This window comes from Pantoea sp. Morm, assembly GCF_016643525.1.
GTDB lineage: Bacteria > Pseudomonadota > Gammaproteobacteria > Enterobacterales > Enterobacteriaceae > Pantoea > Pantoea dispersa.
Window position 1 is genome coordinate 15,069 of the sequence record NZ_VOQX01000039.1, and the last position, 25,022, is coordinate 40,090.

Consider the following 25,022-nt stretch of genomic DNA (forward strand, 5'->3'; position numbering starts at 1 on the left):
TCAATCAAACAAAGCCGTGACATAGTCATTGCTAAAGCGGTGCGTCGGATCCAGCTGTTCACGCACTGCACGAAACGCATCCCACTGCGGATAGATGGCGCGCCACTGATAGCGCTGCGGATCGTAATATTTACCCCAGTGCGGACGTCCGCCTTCCGCCGCCAGCAGTTTTTCCACTTCGGTGAGGAAATGCAGTCCGTCCTGCGACAGCGAGCCGTCATCCGCGTAATACACCACGAAACCAAAAAAGCAGGTTGGTTGCTGATGCGCCGGGCTCATCCACGCCTGTGAAGCGCCGGTGCAGCGCAGGATGATGGGATAGTGCATGTGCGGACGATTCTGCGCGTACCAGGCTTTAATCTTGCTGATAATTTCCGGCGTTTTGGCCAGCGGCACGCCAATCTCAACGTTGATCTGCGGTACGGCAATGCCACGACAAAACAGCTGGTAGATATCGCCGCTGATGTCGGTGAAATCACGGAATCGGGTGACGGTACGGAACTGTTTGCCGCCTTTGCCGTGAATCTGCGTGTCGCGATGCATGTGTTCCAGCGTCTGATCGATGGTGTCGTTCAGGCTGCTGTCGGCCTGATCGCCGTGCTCAATCACTTCGCGCTGATGGTCGTACCAGGCCTGGCTGTCCTCGGCACTGGCGACATCGGCGTTCCAGACATGCATCAGGTTGTCATCGACAAACCACCAGGCTTTGCTGAATTCGTGCTGCTCATTCCACGTCAGCAAATCCTGCTCCAGTGAATCGGCAGACGCCGCGAATTTATGGCAGGTAAACAGGCGAAATGGCTGAGTGCGCAACGTAATGGCGGTGACGATGCCGAGCGCGCCAAGTGACACCATCGCCGCCGGGAAATCGGCGTCACCGCGCTGAAACTCGCGCACGCTGCCATCGGCCAGCACCATGCGGATATGCAGCGCTTCGTCCGCCAGCGAACTCTGTGCCAGGCCCTGACCGTGGGTGCCGGTTGCCAGCGCGCCGGCCAGCGTCTGCACCGCAATCACGCCGGGCGAAGAGGCGAGCATGCGATCCATCTTTGTCAGGCTGTCATACACCTGCTGCAGCGGCGTGCCCGCGGCAAACGTTACGCTCTCTTCATCCTGAGCGAGGATGCCGCGCAGCGCACTGAGATCCAGCAGCACGTCCTGCGGCTGTACGCACAGCATGCGACCGGGCGACAAACGGCTGCCGAGCACGCGCACTTTGCCGTGCGAGTCGCGCAACAGCTGTTGCAGCTCGGCTTCACTACGCGGCTGATGCAATTGCTGGCGCTGGCCAACTACCGAATTCTGCGCCCAGTTCCAGAGCGCAGGCGTGTCATCGGTATGTTGCGTGTTGCGTAACGGATAGAGGAGAGCATCTTTCTTCACTACAGCGTTCCTTAATCTGAGGTCTGTCACGGTCCCGTTTATTTGATCAAGCGTAGACCATCACAGCGAACCCGCAGATTACGGGGCTTTGCGGATATAACGCAGCGTGGCCGTCACCGCCAGCTGACGGTTGCGGCGAATACTGTCCTCTTCACTGTCGTGGGGGGTAAACAGCGTGTGGAAGGTGTAGCGGTTGGAGACGTGATGCACACAAATACTGCTGAGCAGGCGGTGTACGTCCACGGTATCCAGGCCGTCGATAAAGATGCCCTGACGCTGGCCGCGGGACAGGATGTCATCCAGCAAATCGAGGGTACTTTTGTTCATCGCTTTGATGCGCTCAGACTGCATGATGTAACGCCCGCGCAGCAGGTTTTCTGTACACACCAGGCGCATAAAATCGGGATGCGTGACGTGATAGTCAAAACTGGCTTCCACCAGTTTGATCATCGCCTCTTCCGGCTCCAGCGTAGTAAGATTCAGGCCGGTTTCATGCTGGCGGATCGCCTGATACACCTGCTCCAGCACCTCAATATACAGCTTCTCTTTGTTGATGAAGTGATACACCACCATGCGCTTGGTGGTCTGTGCCAGTTCAGCAATCTGCTCCATTCGCGCGCCCTGCATACCGTATTCGGCGAAGGTTTGCAGCGCACCCGCGAGGATGCGTTTTTTCAACCCTTCCGGGTCATTTTTACGTTTGGGTGTGGTATCCGACATAGCGCTCAATAACGGTCAATCAAACAGGCATGGTAGCACAGCCGCCCGGGGCCTTTTGGCGCGATGAGCGGCGGCATGGCTTTATTCATTTCAGGAATAGCATTCCCGGATAAATCATAATGCTGGAATAAGCAACTGCGTATACTGCGCGTATCTGTCGATCACGGCAGCTTATTTTGACTCGCGTAATAATAACACTCAGGAAATAATTTATGCACACACGCTTTGTATCAGCCAAAAATAAATTGTTGTTAACCGTCGGCGCGTTACTGGTTGCCGGCAGCGTGGTCGCGCCGTTTTCAGTGGCGCAGGCGGCGGATAAAACCGCGGTGAAGGTCGGTATCATGAGCGGCGAGGACGAAGACGTCTGGCGTGAAGTAATAAAGCAGGCCGCCGCGAAAGGGCTGACGGTGAAAACCGTGATTTTCAATGATTATAATCAGCCCAACGAAGCGTTACAGAATGGTGAAGTGGATGCCAATGCCTTCCAGCATCAGCCGTTCCTGAATAATCAAATCAAGGTCAATCATTACGATATCGTGCGCGTCGGCGATACCGCCGTCTGGCCGATCGGTCTCTATTCGAAGAAAGTGAAAAGCGCCGCCGCTCTGAAAGACGGAGCGGTAATCGGCGTGCCTAACGATCCGTCGAACGAGGCGCGCGGTCTGGTGCTGCTGCAGCAACAGGGGCTGATCAAACTCAAACCGGGCGTCGGCATTGCCGCCACCACGGCCGACATCACTGACAATCCCCATCACCTGAAAATCAAAGAGCTGGATTCCGGCATCATTGGTCGCTCGGTGCCGGATCTCGATGCGGCAGTGGTCAATACCGACTGGGCGCTGAAAAGCGGTCTGACCGCGGCGGATCGTATCGCGCAGGAGCCGGTGAAAGACAACCCGTACAACAACTTTATCGCGGTGAAAAAAGAGAACGCCAGCGCCCCGTGGGTGAAAACCCTGGTGGCATCGTACCAGAACGATGCCGTCAAAACGGTGTTTGACAAGGTCTATAAAGGCACGGGCGAAACCGCCTGGTAAGGAACCCATCCATGACGCTATTTTCCGAGGCCACTGTGCCCCTGACCGCCGTGGCGCGCGGCGTGATCGAAGAGGCAACAGTACGCGATCGCGTGGCGCAGCACAGCAACGTGGTGCGTTTGCAGGGCGTGTCGCGCCGTTTCGGCCAGACACAGGCGCTGCGCAATGTCTCACTGACGGTGCAAAAAGGCGAAATCCTTGGCCTGATTGGGCGCAGCGGCGCCGGAAAATCGACGCTGATTCGCTGTCTCAACGGGCTGGAGCAGCCCGACGAAGGCGTAATCGAGATTGAAGGGCGGCGTATTACCGGTCTGTCGGAACAGCAGCTGCAGGCGGTGCGCAGTCGCGTCGGCATGGTGTTTCAGCACTTCAATCTGCTGTCGGCAAAAACCGTGGCACAGAATGTGGCGCTGCCGCTGAAAATAGCCGGCATGGAAAAGGCGCAGCGCAACCAGCGCGTAGCGGAACTGCTGGCGCTGGTGGGGTTGAGCGACAAGGCCGGACACTATCCGGCGGCGCTCTCCGGTGGACAAAAACAGCGCGTCGGCATTGCCCGTGCGCTGGCCGCCAGCCCGGCGCTGCTGCTGTGTGACGAAGCCACGTCGGCGCTCGATCCGGAAACCACCCGCTCGATTCTCGCGCTGCTGAAATCGCTCAATCAGCAGCTTGGTATCACCATTCTGCTGATCACGCATGAGATGGAGGTGATCAAATCCGTGGCGCATCGCGTGGCCGTCATCGACGCCGGGGAGATTGTCGAGCAGGGCCCGGTGTGGCAGGTGTTCGCCCATCCGCAATCCGCGCTGACGCGCACGCTGCTGCGCGGGCTGCTGCCGCAGCTGCCGGAGAATCTCGCAGCGCGGCTCAGCGAACAGCGTGAAGGTGAGGCGATCTATAGCGTTCACTTTGCTGGTGTGGCGGCGCAGGGGGATTTGCTGACGCAGTTTGCCAGCGCTCTGCCCGGTAAATTTCGCCTGCTGCAGGGGGGCATCGACCACATTCAGCACTACGCGGTAGTGCGTTTCTTTATTGCGCTCCCGGCCGCCAACGCTGCCGATGAGTATCAGGTTCTCAGCTGGCTGCGTGCGCAGCAGGCACAGGTGGAGTTGGTCGGTTATGTCGCCAGTGATGATTGATTTACTGCTCAACGCGTTGGGTGAAACGCTGCTGATGACGACGGTGGCCGGCCTGTTTTCGCTGCTGGCCGGATTACCGCTGGGACTGATTCTGGTGACCACCAGCCCCGGCGGCATTGCTGAAAACCGGAGCATCAATCGTCTGCTGGGCGTAGTGATCAACGGCTTTCGCTCGCTGCCGTTCATTATTCTGCTGGTGGCGCTGATTCCCTTTACCCGTCTGCTGGTCGGCACCTCTCTGGGCACCTGGGCCGCAATTGTACCGTTATCGATCACCGCCACGCCGTATTTTGCCCGGGTAGCGGAAGTTTCACTGCGCGATGTCGATCGCGGGCTGATTGATGCGGTGCGTGCCATGGGTGCCAGCAAATTACGTATTGTCTGGGAGGTGCTGATTCCTGAAGCGCTGCCGGGCATTCTTTCCGGTTTTGTCGTCACGCTGGTGGCGCTGATCGGCGCCTCGGCAATGGCGGGTGCCATCGGGGCGGGCGGCCTGGGCGATCTGGCGATTCGCTACGGTTATCAGCGTTTTGACACTGCGGTGATGGTGGCGGTGATCGCCGTACTGATCGTGCTGGTGTGCGGTATCCAGTGGCTCGGCGATCGGCTGGTGCAGCGCATTGACAGGCGGCACTGAGAAAAACGTCTGCGCCAGTACGCTCTCCTGCAGACAAATGCTTCGCATCAGGCGCTGGCGGTGAATATTGTACAAAAACTCAACAGGCCCCTGTTAAAGGGGCCTATGGGTTAATCAGCAATTCATCCATCCTGGGCAGCAGGTAAAGACAGTTAATTCTGATGGAATGAATGATTAAAAGTCGTATTGCAAACTCAAACGATTCTGCCAGAAATGTGAATCGTACAGAGGCGATGTCTGCACGCCGGCAAAATCGGTCACGCTTAATCCTTTTAATACACCGCTAAACGCCCAGGTGAAATACACCAGATATTCCGACTGATTAATGCTGGCAGACTGTGCCGAGGGTTTTAAATCCATAAACGAATATTGTGTACCCAGAGAAAGATGCTCATTAAGCACGTAGTTCAGGTTGGTCATATATGCATTGCCACTGCCAAGATCCTGGGTACTGGTGAAAAACGGCTGGGCGAAATAGGGACCCGATGAACTGTTGTGGGCATAAGGCACCACCAGTGAACCGTTACCCCAGCTATTGGGGCTGGCAGCAATATGGTCGTAGCCCAATTTCCAGTTCAATGCAGGGGTGAAACTCAGCGCGAGCTGAGCACCGTAAGAGGTGCTATTGACCTCTCCGGCCAGCGCTTTCCCTAAGCTGGTACCGCGAATAAACTGCAGAGCCACATCCGGCTGCAACAATGTATCCTGCCACTGCATATGACTTTCGCCATAGACAACGCGGGAATAATCAGCATATTCCTGATACCACACTTGTCCGGTAAGTTTTTTGTTATCCCACTGGGTGCCCTGTCCGCCACCAATCGCCCACATGCCGTTAGTGCGCTCATCGATATCCGAATAGGCCGTGGTATCCAGGAACTGATCGTCGCCCCAGGGCTTGTAGCGCCAGACTTTGGTAGCATGCAAATACTGGGTGCTGTCGCCATAATTGGCATCAACGCCCCTGAAGAGTATCGGTGTAATACGCCAGTCATAGTCACCGACGAAGGGAATGTTAATGCGTTGATCGCCGGCAGTAATTTTAAAATCATCCTGTTGCCAGCTTAAATAAGCTTCCCCGATATTGGTCTGATTATCACCAATGTCGCTGATGGTATGCGCTTCATCCGGGTGATCAATCCCCCGCAAAAAGATGGCGCTCACGCCAGCGCGAAAACCATACGCGGGAGCCGTTTCATATTTCACACTGCCGCCGTAACTGGTGGTGTCCTGATTAAAGCCTTTGGAAAAATAGGCATTGTGTGTGGAGTAGTAGAGCGTACGTAAACTGCCGCTAACGGTACCGCAGGTGAATATATCGCTGAAGCTGTCTACACCGCTGGCATCGTAATGACAGTCGCTGATATTACTTTGTGTCGCAGCCAGTGTTGCTGGCGCGAAGGGGAAAAACAGCGCAAGTAAACCGACACGTTTTAGTGCTCTCATTGCATGATCCCTGAATAAACACACCCGTTGAGGAAAGCGTAACTATGCCAGCCGGGTGAGAGGATCACCCGGCGGTGAGTTATGCCGTAAATAAAAAGTGATGATCAATTAACGCCGGGAATATGTACCGCCGGCAAGGTTTCACGTACTTCCCAGCCACGTAGCTTGCCGGGGTTTAATAAGTTGTAAGGATCGCAGGCGGATTTTAGGGCAACCACATCAGGCCGCACCATACCTTGTTTGCCATCCTCAATATGAATGACATGCGGATTATTTATTTTCACATTATGGCTACGATAAATATCCATAATGGCGTTGAGCCGTTCCGGGCTGCTGTAACGGATTAATGGCAGGCCGCTACAGGTGAGCGCACCGTTCATGTCGCGCAGAAATTCAATATGTGACATCACCTCATCCGATAATTCAGCTTCCATTGCCAGCACCTGTTGATGGTAATTATCCACGGCATAAGCGGTTTGCAGGTAAGTCAGGGTTTTATCAACCTTCAATGCCTGCAGGGTGGTGTGGTTCCAGCAATATTCAATCAGGGAATGGCCGCTATTTTCCCCTTCGGCAAAGTGCAATGCATTACGGCCGTTGTGTTGTGCGAGGATGGCGGGCAGCAGGCCATCACTCTCGCTTCCCGTCACTGAAATGACACCGTGTTGAGCCCGAATCTGCGCCTCCGCTAAATCGCTGAAATAATCCAGCACCGGTGCGGCAAATACCGCGATTTGACGTTTAACAATGCCAGGTGAACGCGCCAGCGCATCGGCATAAGCCATCGCGGAGGGGAAATCGGCGAAGGTATCCAGGCGCTCTATCCAGTCGTGGCAGGGTGCCAGTGCCAACTCGATCTCCAGCACGATGCCATTGCTGCCGTAAGCATGATGCAACAGCAGGGCATCCGGTGCCTGCAACGTAATGATGCGCGGTGTCTCTTCCATCGTCATCATACGAATTGACAGCACGTTGCCTGGCGCGGCCAGCGGACCGTAGTTAATCGATCCTACTCCGCCAAAACCGCCGCCAAACAAACCACCCAGCGTGGCAAGTTTCCAGGTTGAGGGCATGCAACGCAGCTCCCAGCCATGCGGGCGGGTATGTGCTTCGAGATCGCCCAGACGAATGCCAGCCTGCGCGCGCACCGTACCGGTACCCATGGCGGTGACGCTGTTCAGGCGTGTCATGTCGACCATGACACCGCCCTCCAGCGGAATCAGCTGGCCGTAGTTGCCGGTGCCGCCCCCCCGGAGATTCAGTGGGATACGCGCTTTGGCACAGGCTGCCACAACGGCAAGCAGTTCGTTCTCATCGCGTGGACGAACAGCCAGCTCGGCGAACTTCTCTTCCAGCTGGTGTTTAAGCACCGGGCTAAACCAGTGAAAGTCACGTGACAGACGTTTTACTTTCGGCGCTTCTTTAATCCAGTCAAATTCCGGCAACGCCGCGACCAGCGCCGCCAGTGCAAACTGGCGATCGGGTTCAGACATGTATAGCTCCTGTCAGTCGAAGAGGTGATGGGCGGTTGATGATCCGCCCGTGTTGCATTAACTCGGGCTCAATTCGCTCTCATGCCATGCTGCCAGTACGCGGCGCGTGAGCCATGACATCAGTGCAAAGAGCAGGAAGCCGGCCAGGGAAATCAGTAACAATGCGGCAAACATCAACGGAATATTGAGTTGATAGCCAGCCTGCAGGATCTGATAGGCCAGCCCGGTATCCGTGCCGCCGGTGCCTGCAACAAATTCCGCGACCACTGCGCCAATCAGCGACAAGCCACTGGAGATGCGCAACGCACCAAAGAAATAGGGCAACGCCGATGGAATGCGCAGGCGTATTAAAATTTGCAGGCGCGATGCATGGTTGAGCCTGAAATAGCTCAGTAGCCCCGGAGACACGCTACGTAAACCTTGTGTGGTGTTTGAAATGATCGGGAACACTGCCATCAGAGTGGCGCACACCACCAGGGACAACGTGGTGTCTTTCACCCAAATAATGATCAGCGGCGCAATGGCGACAATCGGCGTTACCTGCAGAAAGACAATATAAGGAAATAACGCCGTCTCGATAAACCGATTCTGCACCAGTAAAAACGCAATGATGGAGCCAATAACCGTCGCCAGCACAAACGAGATCACCGTGATTTTCAGCGTGTAAAGTAAGGACATAAACAACGCCGGAAAGTTTTGCGCCAGGCTTTGCGCCACGACGAGTGGAGAAGGGACCAGAAAGGCGGGCACCTTAAACGCGGTGACCAGAAACTGCCACAGTAACAGCATGGCAATGGCGACCACCGCCGGAAACAGCCATTGTTGAAATTTACGGTTTGCTGCAAGCGGTTTCATGCTTTGCTCTCCTGACTGGCTGCGAGCAGGCCGCGCTGCAACAGCTGCGCATAATGGGTAAACGGCTGACTGACACGAAACGCATCATCACGCGGCAGGCTGGTTTCAATGCGAATATCATCAACAACGCGACCCGGTCGCGCGGCCATCATAATCACACGCTGCGACAGGAATACGGCTTCCTGAATCGAGTGGGTCACAAAAACTACTGTAAGCTTTTGCTCCTGCCACAAATCGAGCAGGTCGCTGTCCAGTTTGTTGCGGGTGATTTCGTCCAGCGCGCCAAAGGGCTCATCCATTAACAGCACCCGGGGACGCGTCACTAAACCACGGGCAATTGACACCCGCATCTGCATGCCACCGGAAAGCTCGCGTGGCAGTACATGACCAAACTGACCCAGGCCAACCAGTGCCAGAATCTCCCGCACCCGGGTGTCGGCTTCACCGCGTGGTACCCCCGCCAGATCCAACGGCAGGCGTACATTATTATGCACGCTGCTCCACGGCATCAGGGTGGCTTCCTGAAACACAAAGGAAAGCGGCAGATCGCGTTGATTCTCCCGACGATCGCGACGAAATAGCATCAGTTTGCCATCACTGGGTTCAATTAAGCCGGCAATCATTTTCAGTAAGGTACTTTTGCCACAGCCGGAAGGGCCGAGCAGTGAAACAAACTCGCCCTGGCGCACGGTCAGTTCCACCGGCAGCAGTGCCCGCGTCCCGTTGGGATAGATTTTCTCCGCGGAGAGCACCTCAATCGCCGGCGGCGCTGCAGGCCGTGGCTGGCTGTCCGGATTGATCGGCGTTATGTTGCTGGCGGTGTTCATGGCATGACCTTAACGTCTTTGATGAACTGCAGCGTGTAGCTACCCGCAAACGGCACTTTGGCCGGATCGATTAGCTTGTTATCCACCAGCAGCTGCCATGTCTGTTTTAGCCGTGGCTCGGTAATAATACCGATACCCGCCGTTTGCGCGTCGCCGCCCGTCACCATCTGGTATTTCTTCATCTGGGCAATACCGAAGGCGATCTGCTCCTCGCTCATCTGTGGATTCTCTTTCCTGATGAGGACGTTGCCAGCGCTCGGATCCTGCAGATAGTTTTTCCAGCCCTGCATTGAGGCTTTAACGAATGCGGCTACCGCCTGCGGACGTTTTTCAATGGTTGATTTCATGCACACAATGCTGTTGCCGTAGGGCGGGTAACCCCATTCGCTGATCGGGTAGACATTGGCTTGCGCATGGGCTTTCTGCACAGCAAAAGGTTCCGAGGTGATATAACCCTGCTGCACCAGCGTTTTGTCTGCTAGGAATGGCTGGATGCTGAACGTGTACGGGCGCACGCGCGCATTCTTCAGGCTGAGCGCACTCTGCGCCCACGGCCAGTAGGAGGTATAAGCTTCCGCCGCCAGCAGGAAGGTTTTACCCTGCAGATCCGCTTTATCTTTCACATCAGGATGGGTAAGAAAAGCAATTGCCGAGTGCTGGAACGTAGTGGCAACGGGCACGGCTTCAACACCCTGCTGCCAGGATTCAAGCGCCTGCATGTTATCGCTGATGATGCAGTCTGCCTGACCCGCCGCCATCAGCTGCATGGTGTGAACCTGGGGACCACCCATTTTAATGGTGACGTCCAGCCCGGCATCTTTATACAGGTTCTGCGCCAGTGCCTGATAAAAACCGCCATGCTCTGCTTGCGCATACCAGTTGGTCATAAAGGTGAATTTCTCCGCCGCCATGCTCTGGGCCGACAGCGCCAGCGACAGTGCGGCAATCATGCTTAATTTTTTATTCATCGTGATCCCCCGGTTAGCGCGATGTTAAGAGTGATGCAGCGTCGTTGTGGTCTAATACTTTGCCCTGCCAGTGGCCTGTGCCCCATGCCGGTTCAGCGCGGGTTACCCAGCTCATTTGATGCATTTCGGTGATCACCTGTGCCCAACTTTCCGCCAGCGAATCCAGAATCGCCGCGCCTTGTTCGGGCGTCGACGGCAGTGGATCGCCAATCACGCCGCTGGGGCCGAAATCATAAGAAGCCCATGCCGCCATGGGTTTACTGGTCGAGAGTGTCGGGCAGGGGAAGGCAGGCGGATAATTCGCCACGGCTTTGCTCATCTGCACGGTGTCGGGGGCGAGTGCCAGCATCAGTGCGGTTTCCGCATGACCGGCATGCATCGCCATTTGGCGCTCTTTATCGTCCATAAAGCTTTCGGCGCAGTTAGGCACTTTGAAGGTGTCCTGCATAATGATGATCATGTCACCGTGGCGCAGACGCAGTTCGCGTGCGGCCATTTGCAGCGGCTGCGGCTGGCCGCCATGGCCATTCACCATGAGAAACTTGCGAAAACCGGCGCGATACAGCGATTCACCAATCTCCAGAATGGTATGTAATAAGGTTTCGCCGGTCAGCGTTAACGTGCCGGGAAAATGCAGGTGCTCATCGGATTTACCGTAGGTGATCGGCGGAATGGCGTACGCGGGGATGTCAGCGGGCAAACGTGCCAGCGCATGCCCGACCACGCCCGATGAAATCACGCTGTCCACGGCGCACGGCAGATGAGGGCCGTGCTGTTCAATCGCCCCGGTCGGCAAAACGATTACCGTGTTGGCTTTATTATCCAGCGTGGCAATGTCGGTCCAGCTCAGATACGGCAAAAAGCGGTTTGCCGGGATATAACCATGCAACATACTGTTTCCTCGCGTTATTGTGGCAACCACGCCGTGGCTTCAACTTCGATTAATACGTCCGGGCTGGGCAACATTTCACTGACCTGCACCACCGTTGACACCGGCGGTTCATCCGGGAAGAACTGCCTGCGCACCCGGCTGTAGTGCGGGAAATGGTCCAGATTGCGGAAATACTGCACCAGTTTGAACACATCGCTCATCTGCCCACCGGCGCGTTCAACGGTGGTGCGGATGCTCTCCAGCACATACCAGCTCTGTGCCAGAATCGGGCCCTCTTTGAAATCGGTAGAGAATTCACCGCTGCGTCCCAGCAGCCGTTGCGCCGCGTCAGGGATATCGCTGTAACCGCGCACGATGGTGGCGGTTTGCGGGTTCACCGGAATAATGCCGGAGAGAAAAATAAAGTCGCCGACGCGTCGCCACGCCGCATATTTGGCCAGCGGTTTACCCGCGCCATCATCAAGCGTCATCTGTTTCGTCTCCATAACGCACACCCTGTTTGAGCCGATAGCGCTGGCGCTGGCGCAGCGGCCAGCTTGCCGCATCGGCAGACGGAAAAATCACCACATCGTTGTGATAAAGCGCATCGGGCTGGCAGATGAGCTGAGAGGCTTCATCAAAGGCAGAACCCAGCTGCAGGCTCAATACGCCGCTGAACAGGGTATCGAGCGGGTCATAACTGCCGAGGGGGCAGAAAGCGTCCTGCACGTTATCAGCGCCCAGCAGCAGTGAAAGCCCCCGCGCCTGCGCTTCTTTCACCAGCGTCAATCCGCGCTGACGCGGTGTGCGATCAGGCACCGCGTCCTGCAGCAGCAGGTTGGTCAGGGGCAGGGCGATCAGCGTCACGCGGTGCAGGGCCAGCCGGTCAAGAATTTGCAGGGCATCTTCCTGTTGAGACAGCGCACAGCTGTGGCTGCAGGTAATCTGGCCACTGAACGGATGTTGTTGCAGGTAGTTCGCCAGCCAGCGCATGCCCTGCGCATCGGCATTCAACTCTTCATCTATGTGCAGGTCGATATCGAGCTGCCACTGTTCGGCCGCGTGCAGCAGATTGGCGAAGGCGACTGCATCCCAGTTGCTGCTGTGGATGAAACCGCCGAGAAGCGCGCCCGGACCGCTGACGGCCACCTGGGCGGCAATATGCTGCGCATCATCCTGGCGGGCAAAAAAGCTCAGCGGGGCGAGCGCCACGCGTTCAATACGGCACAGCGGATGCTGTAACTCACCGATCACCTGCCACGCCAGCGGCGCTTCAGGGCTGAACCAGTCGACGTGGGTGCGCAATACACCTACGCCACTCCCCACCGCCCAGCGCAACGCCTGCTCAGCGCGCTGCTGCAAATCCTCACGGCTCCAGTGCACGCGATCCTGATGCATCGCGGAAATCGCAGCCAGTAAACCGGGCTGGCGTGCCGGGCTACGCTCAAAGGTGAACGTTTTATCCAGATGCGCATGCGGTTCGATCAGGGCTGGAAGCACCAGAGCGCCATTGAGGGGCAAATAATCGGCATACGCTCCTTCAGAGGGGGCGAACTGCAGCCCGTCAGCGTGAAAATGTAACGTCGCCAGCTGCGGCTGGTTGTCCTGCTGTGGCCAGCTGTCTGGCAGGAGCCAGCGGGGTAAACGTGCGCCGGTTGCGCCTGGATAGATGTTCATAAGTCCAGTACCAGAAGCGGAGAACGTGCGCGTGAGCAGCACAGGACGATGCAGTCATTCGCGGCACGCTCTTTTGGGCTTAACACCTCGTCACGGTGATCGGGTTCACCCGACAAAACACCCGTAATGCAGGCACCACACATGCCTTGCTCACAGTAGAGTTCGATGTCGATACCCGCCGCTTCCAGCACCCCGGCAATGCTTTGTGCCTGTCCAATGGTATAACGCGCGCCGGAGGAGGCAATCTCCACGTCGAAGCTGTCGCCTCCGGTAATCAGGGAGGCTGCAGGATTGAAACGTTCGCTGTGCCATTGATCTGGCTGCCAGCCGCGTTCCAGCGCTTGCTGCTGCAGGTGGTGCATGAAGCCAGCTGGTCCGCAGGCAACCAGCGCGCTGTTGGCCGATGTTTCCAGATCGTCAGGTATCCGGGTGCGCAGGCTGTCGCCTTCGCTACTGTAGTGAATGACGACACGCTCACCGAGCTGCGCCAGACGTGTCGCAAACGCCAGTTCATCATGATGTTTGAGGTAGATATGCAGCATGAATTCAGCCTGCCGCCTGGCCAGCGCTTCTGCCATGACCAGCAGTGGCGTCAGGCCAATACCGGCAGCAAATAATAAGGTGCGCGGTGCATCCGGTAGCGGAAAGTGGTTACGCGGTGCCGACAGGGTTAACGCATCGCCGACATTCAGCTGTTGATGCAGCCAGCGGGAACCGCCTGTCGAGGCGGGATCAAGACGCACGCAGATTTCATAGCCAGCGGCACTGGCTGGCGAACACAGTGAGTATTGACGCACCCCTCCCGCCGGCAGGTGGACATCAATGTGCGCGCCCGGTGTAAAAGGCGGCAGCGGTTGGTCGCTGGCACTCTCCAGCGTCAGTAACAGATTGCCAGCACCGTTGGACTGCTTTGCGATGACGGTGACAGCCAGGTGTGTTGATTTCATAATCAGCCTGTCTTTGCAGGGCTGTCATCAGCGTTAGCGCCGCGCATACCCTTGTCTTTATCATGGATGCGATTATTATTTTGCCGTTGTGTAAGCGTCCATCTGTTTAATTCGCATGATGCGTTGCAAAAAAGAGAGCACCCACTATGTTTGCCTTCTCACGTTTTCTGATTTATTTCACCGAAGTGGCACGCCAGGGTTCGCTACGTAAGGCTTCCGAGGTGTTGCACGTCTCTGCCTCCTCTATCGATCGGCAGATTTTGCGCGTGGAGGAACAGCTGGATATGCCGTTGTTTGAACGCCATCCATCAGGTTTATGTATGACTGCCGCTGGCGAAATCCTGTTTAATGCGGCCAAAAACTGGCAACGTGATTTTGGTCGTGTTTGTACCCAATTAGAGGATCTGCGTGGCTTGCGACATGGCCATGTGCATATCGCCACCATTGATGCCATTAACCGCGGTTTTTTCTCCTCAATCCTGCAGCGTATCCGTGAAGACTATCCGGGCATTTCGTTTACCCTCACCACCATGAGCAATATCCATATCGCGAATGCGCTGACCGCCGGTGATGCGGATTTTGGCATCATGCTCAACCCACAAAGCTCGCGTGAACTGCTGGTGAAATCCTTTGCCGATCTGCGTCTGGGGATTGTGGTTAGCCGACATCATCCCCTGGCAACGCTGGAATCTATTCGCTTCAGCCATTGCGAACCCTGGCCGTTTATTGTGCCCGCCGCGCCATTAATGCTGGCCGATCCGCTGGAAGCGCTCATTAACAGTTCTGGCATTCGCCTGAAGGAAGTGGGGCGCACCAATAACATTCATATGCTGCGATCGTTAGTGCGTGATGATGTTGGCATCAGCCTGATGTGCTGGCTGGATATTGTTGATGAATATCGCCGGGGAGAACTGAAATTCATTCCGCTGATCGACACGGTATTAAAACCCTTTACTCTGTCACTGTGCGTGGCACCACAACGCCAGTTATCGGTGGCCGCGTCGATGATGCTCGGGCAGCTCGAGTTATTCTTTGCAATGATAGAGAGTGAAGAAGCGCTGGCAGGCAAGGAAGAGAAGCATATCGGGTAAACGCCGGACTTGCCCGCCAGATGTTGCAGCGGGTGGTGATGAACAACACCTATTGTAGATGTAAGGTCAGTCTGGTAGCGGCACAGCAGCCTCCTTTAATACAGGTATCACGATGGTGAAGATTGAACACGCAGACCCGCGCTCGGCGGAATCACAGTGGCTGATTGAAAAACTCTCCGCAGAGCTTGCGGCTATCACTGGCGATGGCGGAAACAGCCGCGCCAGCGTTGACACCTTTCAGGGTGAAGGCGCGTTGTGGGTGATCGCGAGGGATGCGCAGGGCACGGCCGTCGGCTGCGGCGCGTTACGGCCGGTGGCTGCCGGGATCGCTGAACTGAAAAGGATGTTCTCCGACCGCAGTTTGCCGGGCATCGGCTGCGCCTTGCTCTGCGCTCTGGAAGCCGCGGCAAAAAACCTGGGATATCGTGAACTGTGGCTGGAAACCCGGCATGTTAATCAGCGCGCCGTGGATTTTTATATCAGGCAGGGTTACCGGCAGAGAGAAAATTACGGACCCTACCGCGGCCGGGAAGAGGCCATTTGCCTGGGCAAAACGTTATAAAATAAAAGGGTGGCTGACATCAGTCCGGCGGGTTTGATTTAGCGGCCCGTATCATCTTCCATCGCCCAGCAAACTCACCACAACAAAAAGCCCGCTCAGCTTTCCCTGAGCGGGCTTCTTTCAATCTGGCCGGATATTAAAATTGATATTTAACGCCGCCCTCGCGGGTACGCCAAATCATCATAAGAATATTTTTGTCGATACAATTTTTGGGCGGTTTCATATCAGAGAAGCAAAGCCTGTCTTCGTTACCTTGCGCTTGATAGCCTGTTCCCAATGCATAGATAGCAATCAGGAACGGCGTGTTCTTTCCAGATGGAATATTATATTTATCCAGTATTTTTTCACGATTATTTGTCCACCACTCAATTTTTCTGGATTCAGCGGAAGGTAAATTATTAACAATAATCTGTGCAGTGTTGCCATCATAATGAGCATCAATAACAGAAACTTTATCTTTTCCGAAAAAAAGATAAATGAGGCTGCATAAAGCTATCACCAGGGCTGGAATAACTAACTTACGCATCATCGCTTTCCCTCGATATCGACCACCGCTTCCATGTTAGTGATAAATGGACGGAAGCCGAATCTGTCAAAATGTTGCAAGACAAACCAGATTTTGAAAAACTGGAACTGGCTGAATTTTTGCTTACCTATATCACGGGCGTCAAGCCCAAAATGATCCTGCCCGGAAAATTTGATACTCGCACGCCATCCAGCGTTGTTAACATTAAGACGGATAATTTCTATTTTCGTTGCATGGACATCATGCACAGTAATCCCCATGCCATTGATTTTATCAAGTAGCATCGAGTCAAATTTCGGTAGAATTGACAGTTTAATGGCTGAAGTTAATTGCTCTAATTTTTCCTGAGGAAATCCCATGCTGTTATAGTCAATAAATAACCCAATGGTCTCTCGCATGATCGACGTTGTTTTTCTGGCATCATAATCAGAATGTAACTTATCACGGTACGCTAAATTAAGTTGAGCGTTATAGAATGCTGAACCACGAGAAAGCTGAAAATGCCTCAGCATTTGATTGATAAGAGATCTGTGCGGACCGATGAAAGAGTAAGGCAGAGAGGTTACCTGCATCTCTTCAAACAGCAGTTGCGCACATTGTTCAACGCTGAGTTTGCCACCACGGTGTATGCCATTGTATGCCCCTGCGAACCTCGATTGCGGAGTATCAAAGGCAGTCAATCGGGTCAGGGTGTAAGGATCCACCACGTTTGATATGTTGACCAGTCCAAACTCTCTTTTCAGCCTCTCTTCCGGGATATCCCCATAACGCATGTCGTCAGAAGAGTAATCATTAAAACGCCGCTGGGTGGTGAAAACCGTTGCTGGAAATACAGCATTACTCATAGAAAGTGCTCCCTTGCTGGTGTTTGTCCCTGTTGAAACACACATGAATGCGCAGATTTGCCCATGCTGCGGGTTTTACCGCTTCACTGCCTGGTGCCAGAACAAAAAATGGTCATTAAATTCCGTAAGCGGCACACAGTTTTTGCGGAGCATCCCCGGGGAGCACATGCCTGCGACTGAGGACAGGGTGAATGCAGCGCTGGTCAGCCAGCAAGCCATGGCAGGATGGCGGTGTGGAGAAGGGGGAGGGACGCAGAAGACAAAAAGCCCGCTCAGGTTTCCCTGAGCGGGCTTCTTTAAATCTGGCTCCTCTGACTGGACTCGAACCAGTGACATACGGATTAACAGTCCGCCGTTCTACCGACTGAACTACAGAGGAATCGTTGGAACGAGGCGAATATTAGCGATGCCGATCCCCGTTGTCAAAGCCCGATCGCACACTTCTGGTTTAAGTGCGCGTTAAAGCAGCGGATTGCTGCTTTTCTGCCTTGAATGGGCAGATTTCAAACTGCCAGCAAGATCTCACTTTAAACGCATTTCCTTTGAGATGTTAGATGCGTGTCAAAGTTTTGTTATTTGCCGATTTTAAAACAATCGTTTCAGTGCTTTTATGATGAAAATTTCAAAAGAAGAGATGATGAAACAAATGAACTGCTTATCATCACGCCCGAAACGAGTTTTGTCCGCTCAACGCTTCTTTCGAAAGTAACATATTGATAAGGAAGATGTTGAAAAAAGGAGCAGCACGGTACCGATAGCGTCAGACCAGAAGCCTTACCTCTACGAACAGAAAAAAAACGCCAGCGACGTTGAGTGAATGTAAAAGATATTTTTCATTCGCGGACTCAGCCAACCTGAGCACGTTAACAAATAAGAAGGGTTACCTATGAAATTCAAAAAAGCGTTAGTGACTTCCCTGTTAGCTTGCATGTTACCTGCCGCTGTGATGGCAAAAGATATCCAGGTGGGCGTTTCTATGGCGCTGTTTGATGACAACTTCCTCACCATCCTGCGCACAGCCATGCAAAAAGAGATGCAAAAAGATAACGTGAAAGGCCAGGTGGAAGATGCCAAAGGCGACGTCTCTCAGCAGCTGCAGCAGGTACAAAACTTCATCGGCCAGGGCGTCGACGCCATCGTCGTTAACCCGGTCGATACTAACGCGGTGAAGCCGATCATGGATGCCGCGACCAAAGCCGGTATTCCACTGGTATTCGTCAACCGCAAACCGGCGGGTCAGCTGACCGACAAGATGGCGTACGTCGGCTCCGACTCTGAACTGGCGGGCCGTCTGCAGATGGAAGCACTGGCCAAAGCGATGAACGGCAAAGGCAACGTGGCGATCCTGATGGGCGACCTGGCGAACGAATCAACCCGTGACCGTACTAAAGGCGTCGAAGCGGTGGTCGCCAAATATCCGGGCATTAAGGTGGTACAGAAGCAAACCGCCAAATTTACGCGTAACGATGCGGTAGACGTGGTGAGCAACTGGATGACCGCCGGTGACGATATCCAGGCCATTGCCTCAAACAACGATGAAATGGCGATTGGTGCGCTGCAGGCGCTGGGTAAAAACCCGAACCACATCCTGATTGCCGGCGTGGACGGTACGCCTGATGCGCTGCAAATGCTGAAGAATGGCAAAATGGTTGCCACCGTATTCCAGGATGCGAAAGGTCAGGGCGAAGGTGCCGTACAGACTGCGGTGAAACTGGCGAACGGCGAAAAAGTGGAAAAAATCATCAACATCCCTTACCAGCTGATCACCAAAGACAACATGGCGCAGTTCGAAAACCGTAACCAGAAATAATCGCTCCCCCTTAAGCCGTACGGAGGTGATGTATGACCGCTTTTGCGCTTGAAGCCGAAGGCATCAGCAAGTTCTTCCCCGGAGTGAAGGCACTCGACAATGTCTCACTGCGTATTAAGCCGGGGTCGGTACATGCCCTGATGGGTGAAAATGGCGCGGGCAAATCCACTTTAATGAAATGCCTTATCGGGATGTATCGTCCCGATAAGGGCACCATCCGCATTAAAGGGGAGCCAGTGCAGTTTCAGGACACCATGGACGCGCTGCGTTCCGGCATTTCCATGATTCACCAGGAGCTGAATCTGGTGCCTTACATGACCGTGGCAGAGAATATCTGGCTCGGTCGTGAACCGATGAAATACGGCTTTGTCGATCACGGCAAGCTCAATCAGCAGACGCAGGAACTGCTTAACAAGCTGAATATCCGTCTGAAAGCCGATCGGCTGGTCGGCGAGCTCAGCATTGCGTCCCAGCAGATGGTGGAAATTGCCAAAGCGGTGTCGTGGAACTCCGACATCGTGATTATGGATGAACCTACCTCGGCGCTGACGGAAACTGAAGTGGCGCATCTATTCACCATCATCCGCGACCTGCGTGCCCAGGGCAAAGCCATCATCTATATCAGCCATAAAATGGATGAAATTTTCGCCATCACCGATGAGATCAGCATCTTCCGCGACGGCACCTGGGTCGGCAGCAACAGCACCACCGCCTTTACCCGTCAGTCGCTGATCACCCAGATGGTGGGACGCGAACTGACGCAGCTGTTCCCTAAATTCAACAGTGCCATCGGCGAAGAAGTGCTGACGGTGCGCAATCTGACCTGCAAAGATCGCTTTACCGATGTCAGCTTCAGCGTGCGCAAAGGCGAGATCCTCGGCGTGGCCGGGCTGGTGGGTGCCGGACGCAGCGAGGTGATGGAGAGCCTGTTCGGCATGGAAAGCTTCGACAGCGGTGAAGTGCTGATTGATGGTGTGCCGGTGAAAATCGATTCGCCCTCAACGGCGATTGAGAAGGGCATGGCATTTCTCACCGAAGACCGTAAAAAGTCCGGGCTGTTTCTGGTGTTGTCAGTGCTGGAGAACATGAGCATCGTCAATATGCCCGATTACATCGGCAAAAGCGGTTTCGTTAGCCACATGAAGATGGCGCAGGACTGCATGGAGCAGATCCGCAAACTCAATATTAAAACGCCGACCATGGATCAGATCATCAATAACCTCAGTGGCGGTAACCAGCAGAAGGTGCTGATTGCGCGCTGGCTGCTGGCGCAACCGAAGATTCTGATCCTCGATGAACCAACCCGCGGCATTGATGTTGGCGCTAAAGCCGAAATCTACCGCCTGATCAGTGAACTGGCTAACCGTGGCGTGGCCATCATCATGGTGTCCTCTGAGCTGCCGGAGATTCTCGGCATGAGCGACCGGGTGATGGTGATGCACGGCGGACGTATAACCGGCATCCTCGATAAAGAAGAGGCCGACCAGGAAACCATTTTGTCGTTGGCATCCGAGTGAGGCACGAGACCCCTATGAGTAACGTAAAAGTAACGGCCCCGCAGGCCACCGAACAGAGTTCTTTCTTCGGCAATCTGCGCCATAAACTGCCGAAAGACACCGGCATCTTTGTCGTGATGTTAGGCATTGCGCTGATTTTTGAAATAGCCGGCTGGTACGTGCGTGACCAGTCATTTTTGCTCAACACCAACCGTTTAGTGCTGATTGTGCTGCAGGTAGCGATCATCGGTATTATCGCCGTCGGCGTCACCCAGGTCATTATTACTACCGGTATCGACCTGTCGTCCGGTTCGGTTATCGCCCTGACGGCGGTGGTTGCCGCCAGCCTGGCACAGACGTCTGACAGCCTGTCGCCGATGTATCCGTCGCTGGTCAATCTGCCTGCCGCCATCCCGATCGTCGCCGGCATCGGCGTCGGCCTGCTGTGCGGCGTGGTCAACGGCGTATTGATCACCAAAACCGGTATTCCGCCGTTTATCGCCACGCTTGGTATGATGGTGTCGGCGCGCGGTCTGGCACAATATTATACCCAGGGCAACCCGATCAGCTTCCTGTCGGACGGTTTCACCTCCATCGGTCAGGGCGCGATGCCGGTGATTATCTTCCTGGTGGTCGCCTTCCTGTTCCACATCGCACTCAAACACACCCGCTACGGCAAATATGTCTATGCGATTGGCGGCAACATGACCTCCGCCAAAGTATCGGGCATCAACGTTAATAAATACCTGATCATCGTGTATACCATCGCCGGGGCGCTCTCGGGTCTGGCGGGAGTGGTGCTGGCGGCACGCGTCAGCAGCGGCCAGTCGAGCATGGGCATGGCGTATGAACTCGACGCCATCGCCGCCGCAGTTATCGGTGGCAGCAGCCTGATGGGCGGCGTCGGGCGGATTACCGGCACGCTGATCGGCGCAGTGATCCTCGGTTTAATCAAAAGTGGCTTTACCTTTGTTGGCGTCGATGCCTACGTGCAGGACATCATCAAAGGGATGATCATCGTCGCAGCGGTTTCAATCGATATGCACCGCAACCGCAAAAAACGCTAACCCGTTCTGCTCCTCTCTTCCGGGAGAGGAGCAGGGTAAAGGCGGTAATTGCACGCTGCCAGGCTGCCGGCATCGTCAGACACAATAAGTTTTCCCACTGATAGCCACCGCGCAATTTCTCTTTATTCTCCTTTCTGCCCCCGCAATCCGTGCATTTTCTGCCCGTTTTGCACCACAGCAGCACGCTCAGTCATCACTTTTTTGCACATCTGCCTCGCAAATGCTGCACCATCAGGGTGCGTCATCGCCAGCGGATAAACGTTATGGGTCATGTGCGGGGCTTATTAACCCATTCGGGGTAATCAGAAACGCTTATTTTCCCGTTCGTTAGGAAAATTCTGGTCAGTGCCCGCCGGGTAAAGATCAAACCTGGCCTGCATATTGCAATTTCTTTGTCACAAGCCAGCAGGCTGAGAACTCATCATTTGGGCATTCGGGGATCCGTGACGGAGGCAATATGAACTTAAGACGACTGAAATACTTTGTAAAAATCGTCGATATCGGCAGCCTGACGCAGGCAGCAGAAGTCCTGCATATCGCACAACCTGCACTCAGCCAACAGGTGGCGACGCTGGAGAACGAACTCGACCAGCAGTTGCTGATCCGCACCAAGCGCGGCGTAACGCCAACCGAAGCCGGTAAAATTCTTTATGCTCACGCACGCACCATCCTGCGCCAGTGCGAACAGGCGCAGACAGCGGTGATCAACGCTGGCCAGGCGCTCAATGGTCAGGTATCGATTGGCCTCGCGCCGGGCACGGCGGCCTCTTCGCTCACCATGCCGCTGCTGCAAACGGTGCGCGAGCAATATCCTGATGTGCTGGTCTATCTGCATGAGAACAGCGGCACTTCACTCAATGAGAAAGTGATGAATGGCCAGCTGGATATGGCCGTGCTGTACGATCGCGCGCCGACTGCCGGTATCAACAGCATTCCGCTGATGAAAGAGGAGCTGTATCTGGTAGGGGCGACGGCCTGTCCGGGTGCTACGGTGGATCTGGCTGACGTGGCGCAGATGAACCTGTTCCTGCCGCGTGACTACAGCGCCGTGCGCAAACGCGTGGACGAAGCGTTCTCGCTGCGTCGCCTGAGTGCGAAAATCATCGGTGAAATTGAGTCGATCTCAACCTTAACCGCGGCGGTGTCGAGCGGCATGGGCGTCACCGTACTGCCGGAATCGGCGGCACGCGCGCTGGTGAGTTCAACGCATGCGTGGATGGCGCGCATTAACAGTCCATCGCTGAATCTGCCGCTGTCGCTGAACGTCTCAGCGCGCCTGCCGCTGTCGCCATCGGCGCAGGCGGTCAAAAATATTCTGCTGTCGCTGCTGAATAAGCCGATGGTGGAGGAGCGCGAACTGATGTTAGTGGGGTGATAGAGAGGTTTTTTCCCTCACCCTAACCCTCTCCCGCCTGGGGGAGAGGGAACCGTCTGGCGCGGCCATCTATCCCGGCACGCCATCTCAATCTCGCGCGATCCGCTCTCTCCTCATGGGTGAGGGCGGCAAATCGCACCCATCCCCAACCCCACGCTTATTACTATTGCGCATAACACACCGTTTTTTATTATTTGTTGCAATCACACCAACTTCATAACATGGACGAAACAGGGCAGGAAACAGGAGAAAAGGGTGTGAATTTCCAGCAACTTAAAATTATACGCGAAGCGGCCCGTTGCGAATTCAACCTGACAGAAGTCGCCAATACATTGTTTACCTCACAATCCGGGGTGAGCCGGCATATTCGCGATCTGGAAGATGAGCTGGGCGTGGAAATCTTCATTCGTCGTGGCAAGCGGCTGTTAGGCATGACCGAACCGGGCAAAGCGCTGCTGACCATTGCTGAACGTATCCTCGATGAGGCCGGCAAAGTGCGCCGGCTGGCGGATGTGTTTACCAATGAAACCAGCGGCGTGCTGACCATCGCCACCACGCACACCCAGGCGCGCTATAGCCTGCCGCGCGTCATCAAAGCGTTTCGCCAGCTCTATCCCAACGTGCGGCTGGAACTCAATCAGGGTTCACCGCAGGAGATCGTCGCCATGCTGCTGGCCGGTGAGGCCGATGTCGGCATCGCCTCGGAGCAGCTGGTGAATAACACCAGCCTGGCGGCATTCCCGTGGTTCAGCTGGCACCACTCGCTGCTGGTGCCGCACGATCACGAGCTGCTGGCGAATCAGCCGGTCACGCTCGTCAGCCTCAGCCGCCATCCGCTGATCACCTATCGTCAGGGGATTACCGGTCGCTCACGCGTGGACCGTGCTTTCCAGGCTGCTGGCCTCCGCCCGGATATCGTGCTCAGCGCGCAGGATTCTGACGTGGTGAAAACCTATGTCGAACTCGGGCTGGGCGTCGGTATCCTCGCCGATCAGGCGTGCGATATTTACGACGGCGAAGACCTGGTGAAGATTGATGCTCACCATCTGTTTGATGCCAACACCGTGTGGCTCGGACTGAAGCGCGGCCAGCTCCAGCGCAACTACGTCTGGCAGTTCCTTGAACTGTGTAACGCTAACCTGTCACTGGAAGAGATCAAACGGCAGGCGCTCTCTTACGAAACCGACGACGAACCCGCCATCGATTTCCAAATCTGAGTTCCCTCTCTGGCCCGGTGCGGGCCTTTTTTATTTGCTTCCCCAAAAGGACGTGGCAAGCTGGCGGGCAGAACGCCTCTCAGGGAGAACAGAATGAATACGATATTGCGCGCCATGACCCTCGCGGACGCCGAAGCGGGTTATCGCCTGACTCAGCAACTGGGCTGGGCGCACCGCCGCGAAGACTGGCAGCAGCTCATCGCCCTGGGTGAAGGCGTGGTGGTTGAGGCGCAGGGCGACTATCTCGGCGGGGCGATTGGCTGGCGCTGGGGGCCTGATGCCGCCACTATTGGTCTGGTGATTGTGAGCGAACAGGCGCGCGGACGCGGTATTGGCCGCCAGGTGATGCAGGCAATGCTGGAAAAATTCTCCGGCTGCAACGTGCGGCTGCACGCCACCGATATGGGGCAGGTGCTGTATGAGAAGCTCGGCTTCCAGGCCTGCGAGCGCGTGGCGCAGCACCAGACGCGCGCGCTGGCGCAGCAGCCTGCGGTAATCGTACCGGATGGCATGACGCTGCGGCTGGCCGTTGAAGCGGATGCCGCCGCCATCGACGCACTGGATTATCAGGCGAACGGGCTGCGGCGCACGCGTCTGCATCAGCAGTTGCTGGCGCAAAGCGTGGTGCTGCAGGATGCACAGGGCAGGTTGCAGGGGTTTGCCAGTCGCCGCCGCTTTGGACACGGCTGGACTATCGGTCCGGTGATTGCTGACGATGTTGCGGCGGCGCAGGCGCTGGTGTCGCAGCTGATGCAGGATCTGACGCAGCAGTTTGTCCGGCTGGATACGCCCGATGCCCGGCTCGGCGCGTGGCTGCTCAACCTTGGGCTGGCGCAGGTCGATGCGCCTTTCGCGATGGTACACGGCACAGCGTGGCGGGCGGCACCGAACGGGCCGCAGACCTTTGCGCTGGTCTCGCCTGCGCTGGGTTAACTAAGCGTAACGGCGGTGATTTCTAAGCCAGACGCGGCGAACGTCGCCGAACAGGTGTAATCTGTCACATTCCATTTCGTCGGCTACCCTTAACGTTTAT

25 protein-coding genes and 1 tRNA gene are annotated in these 25,022 nt (G+C 55.5%); 11 read left to right on the forward strand and 15 right to left on the reverse strand.

Translation table 11 applies throughout. The features are described from left to right. Together FT726_RS14795 and FT726_RS14800 are read right to left on the reverse strand one after the other, a co-directional pair. Complete coding sequence (locus FT726_RS14795) at nucleotides 1-1,383, reverse strand: D-arabinono-1,4-lactone oxidase (protein WP_288421898.1); 1,383 nt, start codon at nucleotides 1,381-1,383, stop codon at nucleotides 1-3. Nucleotides 1,384-1,461: 78 nt separating this feature from the next. Then, nucleotides 1,462-2,103: a TetR family transcriptional regulator gene (locus tag FT726_RS14800; RefSeq protein WP_021509768.1), complete on the reverse strand. Its 642-nt coding sequence runs from the start codon at nucleotides 2,101-2,103 to the stop codon at nucleotides 1,462-1,464. A 212-nt stretch (nucleotides 2,104-2,315) separates the two neighbouring features. On the opposite strand from FT726_RS14800, the gene FT726_RS14805 reads away from it, so the two are divergent. From FT726_RS14805 to FT726_RS14815, 3 genes are read left to right on the forward strand one after another with little or no spacing between them, the layout of a single operon-like run. After that, nucleotides 2,316-3,143 carry a MetQ/NlpA family ABC transporter substrate-binding protein gene (locus FT726_RS14805; RefSeq protein WP_088518052.1) on the forward strand — a complete coding sequence of 276 codons (828 nt, stop codon included), beginning with the start codon at nucleotides 2,316-2,318 and terminating at the stop codon, nucleotides 3,141-3,143. 11 nt (nucleotides 3,144-3,154) lie between these two features. Next, complete coding sequence (locus tag FT726_RS14810; RefSeq protein ID WP_288421894.1) at nucleotides 3,155-4,279, forward strand: methionine ABC transporter ATP-binding protein; 1,125 nt, start codon at nucleotides 3,155-3,157, stop codon at nucleotides 4,277-4,279. Continuing rightward, nucleotides 4,260-4,916, forward strand: a complete 657-nt coding sequence (locus FT726_RS14815) for a methionine ABC transporter permease (RefSeq protein ID WP_211727413.1) — start codon at nucleotides 4,260-4,262, stop codon at nucleotides 4,914-4,916. Before FT726_RS14810 ends, FT726_RS14815 begins: the two co-directional genes overlap by 20 nt. A 174-nt stretch (nucleotides 4,917-5,090) precedes the next feature. Here FT726_RS14815 and FT726_RS14820 read toward each other — a convergent pair whose 3' ends face one another. The 9 genes from FT726_RS14820 to FT726_RS14860 form a co-directional block, all read right to left on the reverse strand. Beyond that, a complete protein-coding gene (locus FT726_RS14820) occupies nucleotides 5,091-6,362 on the reverse strand; it encodes a TonB-dependent receptor (protein WP_346302972.1) in 1,272 nt (423 codons plus the stop codon). A gap of 104 nt (nucleotides 6,363-6,466) precedes the next feature. After that, nucleotides 6,467-7,855 (reverse strand): FAD-binding oxidoreductase, encoded by a 1,389-nt coding sequence (locus FT726_RS14825; protein WP_088518055.1) that lies wholly within the window; start codon nucleotides 7,853-7,855, stop codon nucleotides 6,467-6,469. A 57-nt stretch (nucleotides 7,856-7,912) separates the two neighbouring features. Continuing rightward, a complete protein-coding gene (locus FT726_RS14830) occupies nucleotides 7,913-8,710 on the reverse strand; it encodes an ABC transporter permease (RefSeq protein ID WP_104189730.1) in 798 nt (265 codons plus the stop codon). Further along, entirely contained in the window at nucleotides 8,707-9,537 is an 831-nt protein-coding gene (locus FT726_RS14835; protein WP_104189732.1) for an ABC transporter ATP-binding protein, read from the reverse strand. Before FT726_RS14835 ends, FT726_RS14830 begins: the two co-directional genes overlap by 4 nt. After that, the gene (locus FT726_RS14840; RefSeq protein WP_088518058.1) at nucleotides 9,534-10,505 is read right to left on the reverse strand and encodes an ABC transporter substrate-binding protein; all 972 of its coding nucleotides are present in this window, start codon (nucleotides 10,503-10,505) and stop codon (nucleotides 9,534-9,536) included. Before FT726_RS14840 ends, FT726_RS14835 begins: the two co-directional genes overlap by 4 nt. 13 nt (nucleotides 10,506-10,518) lie before the next feature. Further along, a complete protein-coding gene (locus FT726_RS14845; RefSeq protein ID WP_104189734.1) occupies nucleotides 10,519-11,397 on the reverse strand; it encodes a creatininase family protein in 879 nt (292 codons plus the stop codon). Between the two features lie 14 nt (nucleotides 11,398-11,411). Next, nucleotides 11,412-11,867: a RidA family protein gene (locus tag FT726_RS14850; RefSeq protein WP_021509778.1), complete on the reverse strand. Its 456-nt coding sequence runs from the start codon at nucleotides 11,865-11,867 to the stop codon at nucleotides 11,412-11,414. Further along, nucleotides 11,857-13,053, reverse strand: a complete 1,197-nt coding sequence (locus FT726_RS14855) for an amidohydrolase family protein (RefSeq protein WP_282995958.1) — start codon at nucleotides 13,051-13,053, stop codon at nucleotides 11,857-11,859. Before FT726_RS14855 ends, FT726_RS14850 begins: the two co-directional genes overlap by 11 nt. Continuing rightward, nucleotides 13,050-14,000: a PDR/VanB family oxidoreductase gene (locus FT726_RS14860; protein ID WP_278708377.1), complete on the reverse strand. Its 951-nt coding sequence runs from the start codon at nucleotides 13,998-14,000 to the stop codon at nucleotides 13,050-13,052. Before FT726_RS14860 ends, FT726_RS14855 begins: the two co-directional genes overlap by 4 nt. A gap of 146 nt (nucleotides 14,001-14,146) precedes the next feature. On the opposite strand from FT726_RS14860, the gene FT726_RS14865 reads away from it, so the two are divergent. Together FT726_RS14865 and FT726_RS14870 are read left to right on the forward strand one after the other, a co-directional pair. Beyond that, complete coding sequence (locus tag FT726_RS14865) at nucleotides 14,147-15,091, forward strand: LysR family transcriptional regulator (RefSeq protein ID WP_238561831.1); 945 nt, start codon at nucleotides 14,147-14,149, stop codon at nucleotides 15,089-15,091. Nucleotides 15,092-15,203: 112 nt separating this feature from the next. Further along, nucleotides 15,204-15,653: a GNAT family N-acetyltransferase gene (locus FT726_RS14870; protein WP_282995957.1), complete on the forward strand. Its 450-nt coding sequence runs from the start codon at nucleotides 15,204-15,206 to the stop codon at nucleotides 15,651-15,653. A gap of 136 nt (nucleotides 15,654-15,789) precedes the next feature. Here FT726_RS14870 and FT726_RS14875 read toward each other — a convergent pair whose 3' ends face one another. The 3 genes from FT726_RS14875 to FT726_RS14885 form a co-directional block, all read right to left on the reverse strand. Then, nucleotides 15,790-16,182: a DUF943 family protein gene (locus tag FT726_RS14875; protein WP_346302973.1), complete on the reverse strand. Its 393-nt coding sequence runs from the start codon at nucleotides 16,180-16,182 to the stop codon at nucleotides 15,790-15,792. Then, complete coding sequence (locus FT726_RS14880; RefSeq protein ID WP_346302974.1) at nucleotides 16,179-17,024, reverse strand: DUF3289 family protein; 846 nt, start codon at nucleotides 17,022-17,024, stop codon at nucleotides 16,179-16,181. The genes FT726_RS14875 and FT726_RS14880 overlap by 4 nt, the downstream gene beginning before the upstream one ends. Before the next feature lie 303 nt (nucleotides 17,025-17,327). Beyond that, nucleotides 17,328-17,403 (reverse strand) — tRNA-Asn (locus FT726_RS14885). Between the two features lie 507 nt (nucleotides 17,404-17,910). Between FT726_RS14885 and FT726_RS14890 the strand changes: the two genes are divergently transcribed. Genes FT726_RS14890 through FT726_RS14900 form a run of 3 tightly spaced genes read left to right on the forward strand, consistent with a single transcriptional unit; the run spans nucleotide 17,911 to nucleotide 21,397 of the window. After that, nucleotides 17,911-18,834, forward strand: a complete 924-nt coding sequence (locus tag FT726_RS14890) for a sugar ABC transporter substrate-binding protein (protein ID WP_058757339.1) — start codon at nucleotides 17,911-17,913, stop codon at nucleotides 18,832-18,834. 32 nt (nucleotides 18,835-18,866) lie between these two features. After that, nucleotides 18,867-20,351 carry a sugar ABC transporter ATP-binding protein gene (locus FT726_RS14895; RefSeq protein WP_021509786.1) on the forward strand — a complete coding sequence of 495 codons (1,485 nt, stop codon included), beginning with the start codon at nucleotides 18,867-18,869 and terminating at the stop codon, nucleotides 20,349-20,351. Between the two features lie 14 nt (nucleotides 20,352-20,365). Then, nucleotides 20,366-21,397, forward strand: coding sequence for an ABC transporter permease (locus FT726_RS14900; protein WP_058777949.1), 1,032 nt, complete (start codon nucleotides 20,366-20,368; stop codon nucleotides 21,395-21,397). Between the two features lie 122 nt (nucleotides 21,398-21,519). Here the strand turns inward: FT726_RS14900 and FT726_RS14905 are convergent, their stop codons facing one another. Further along, nucleotides 21,520-21,669 carry a hypothetical protein gene (locus FT726_RS14905; RefSeq protein ID WP_288421885.1) on the reverse strand — a complete coding sequence of 50 codons (150 nt, stop codon included), beginning with the start codon at nucleotides 21,667-21,669 and terminating at the stop codon, nucleotides 21,520-21,522. Between the two features lie 185 nt (nucleotides 21,670-21,854). Here FT726_RS14905 and nac point away from each other — a divergent pair, with 185 nt between their 5' ends. The 3 genes from nac (at nucleotide 21,855) to FT726_RS14920 (ending at nucleotide 24,922) form a co-directional block, all read left to right on the forward strand. Then, nucleotides 21,855-22,772 carry a nitrogen assimilation transcriptional regulator NAC gene (nac, locus tag FT726_RS14910; protein WP_058757341.1) on the forward strand — a complete coding sequence of 306 codons (918 nt, stop codon included), beginning with the start codon at nucleotides 21,855-21,857 and terminating at the stop codon, nucleotides 22,770-22,772. A gap of 257 nt (nucleotides 22,773-23,029) precedes the next feature. Further along, complete coding sequence (gene cbl, locus FT726_RS14915) at nucleotides 23,030-23,989, forward strand: HTH-type transcriptional regulator Cbl (protein WP_058757342.1); 960 nt, start codon at nucleotides 23,030-23,032, stop codon at nucleotides 23,987-23,989. A 93-nt stretch (nucleotides 23,990-24,082) separates the two neighbouring features. After that, on the forward strand, nucleotides 24,083-24,922 hold the full coding sequence (locus tag FT726_RS14920; protein ID WP_346302975.1) for a GNAT family N-acetyltransferase: 840 nt from the start codon (nucleotides 24,083-24,085) through the stop codon (nucleotides 24,920-24,922). Nucleotides 24,923-25,022: the final 100 nt, after the last annotated feature.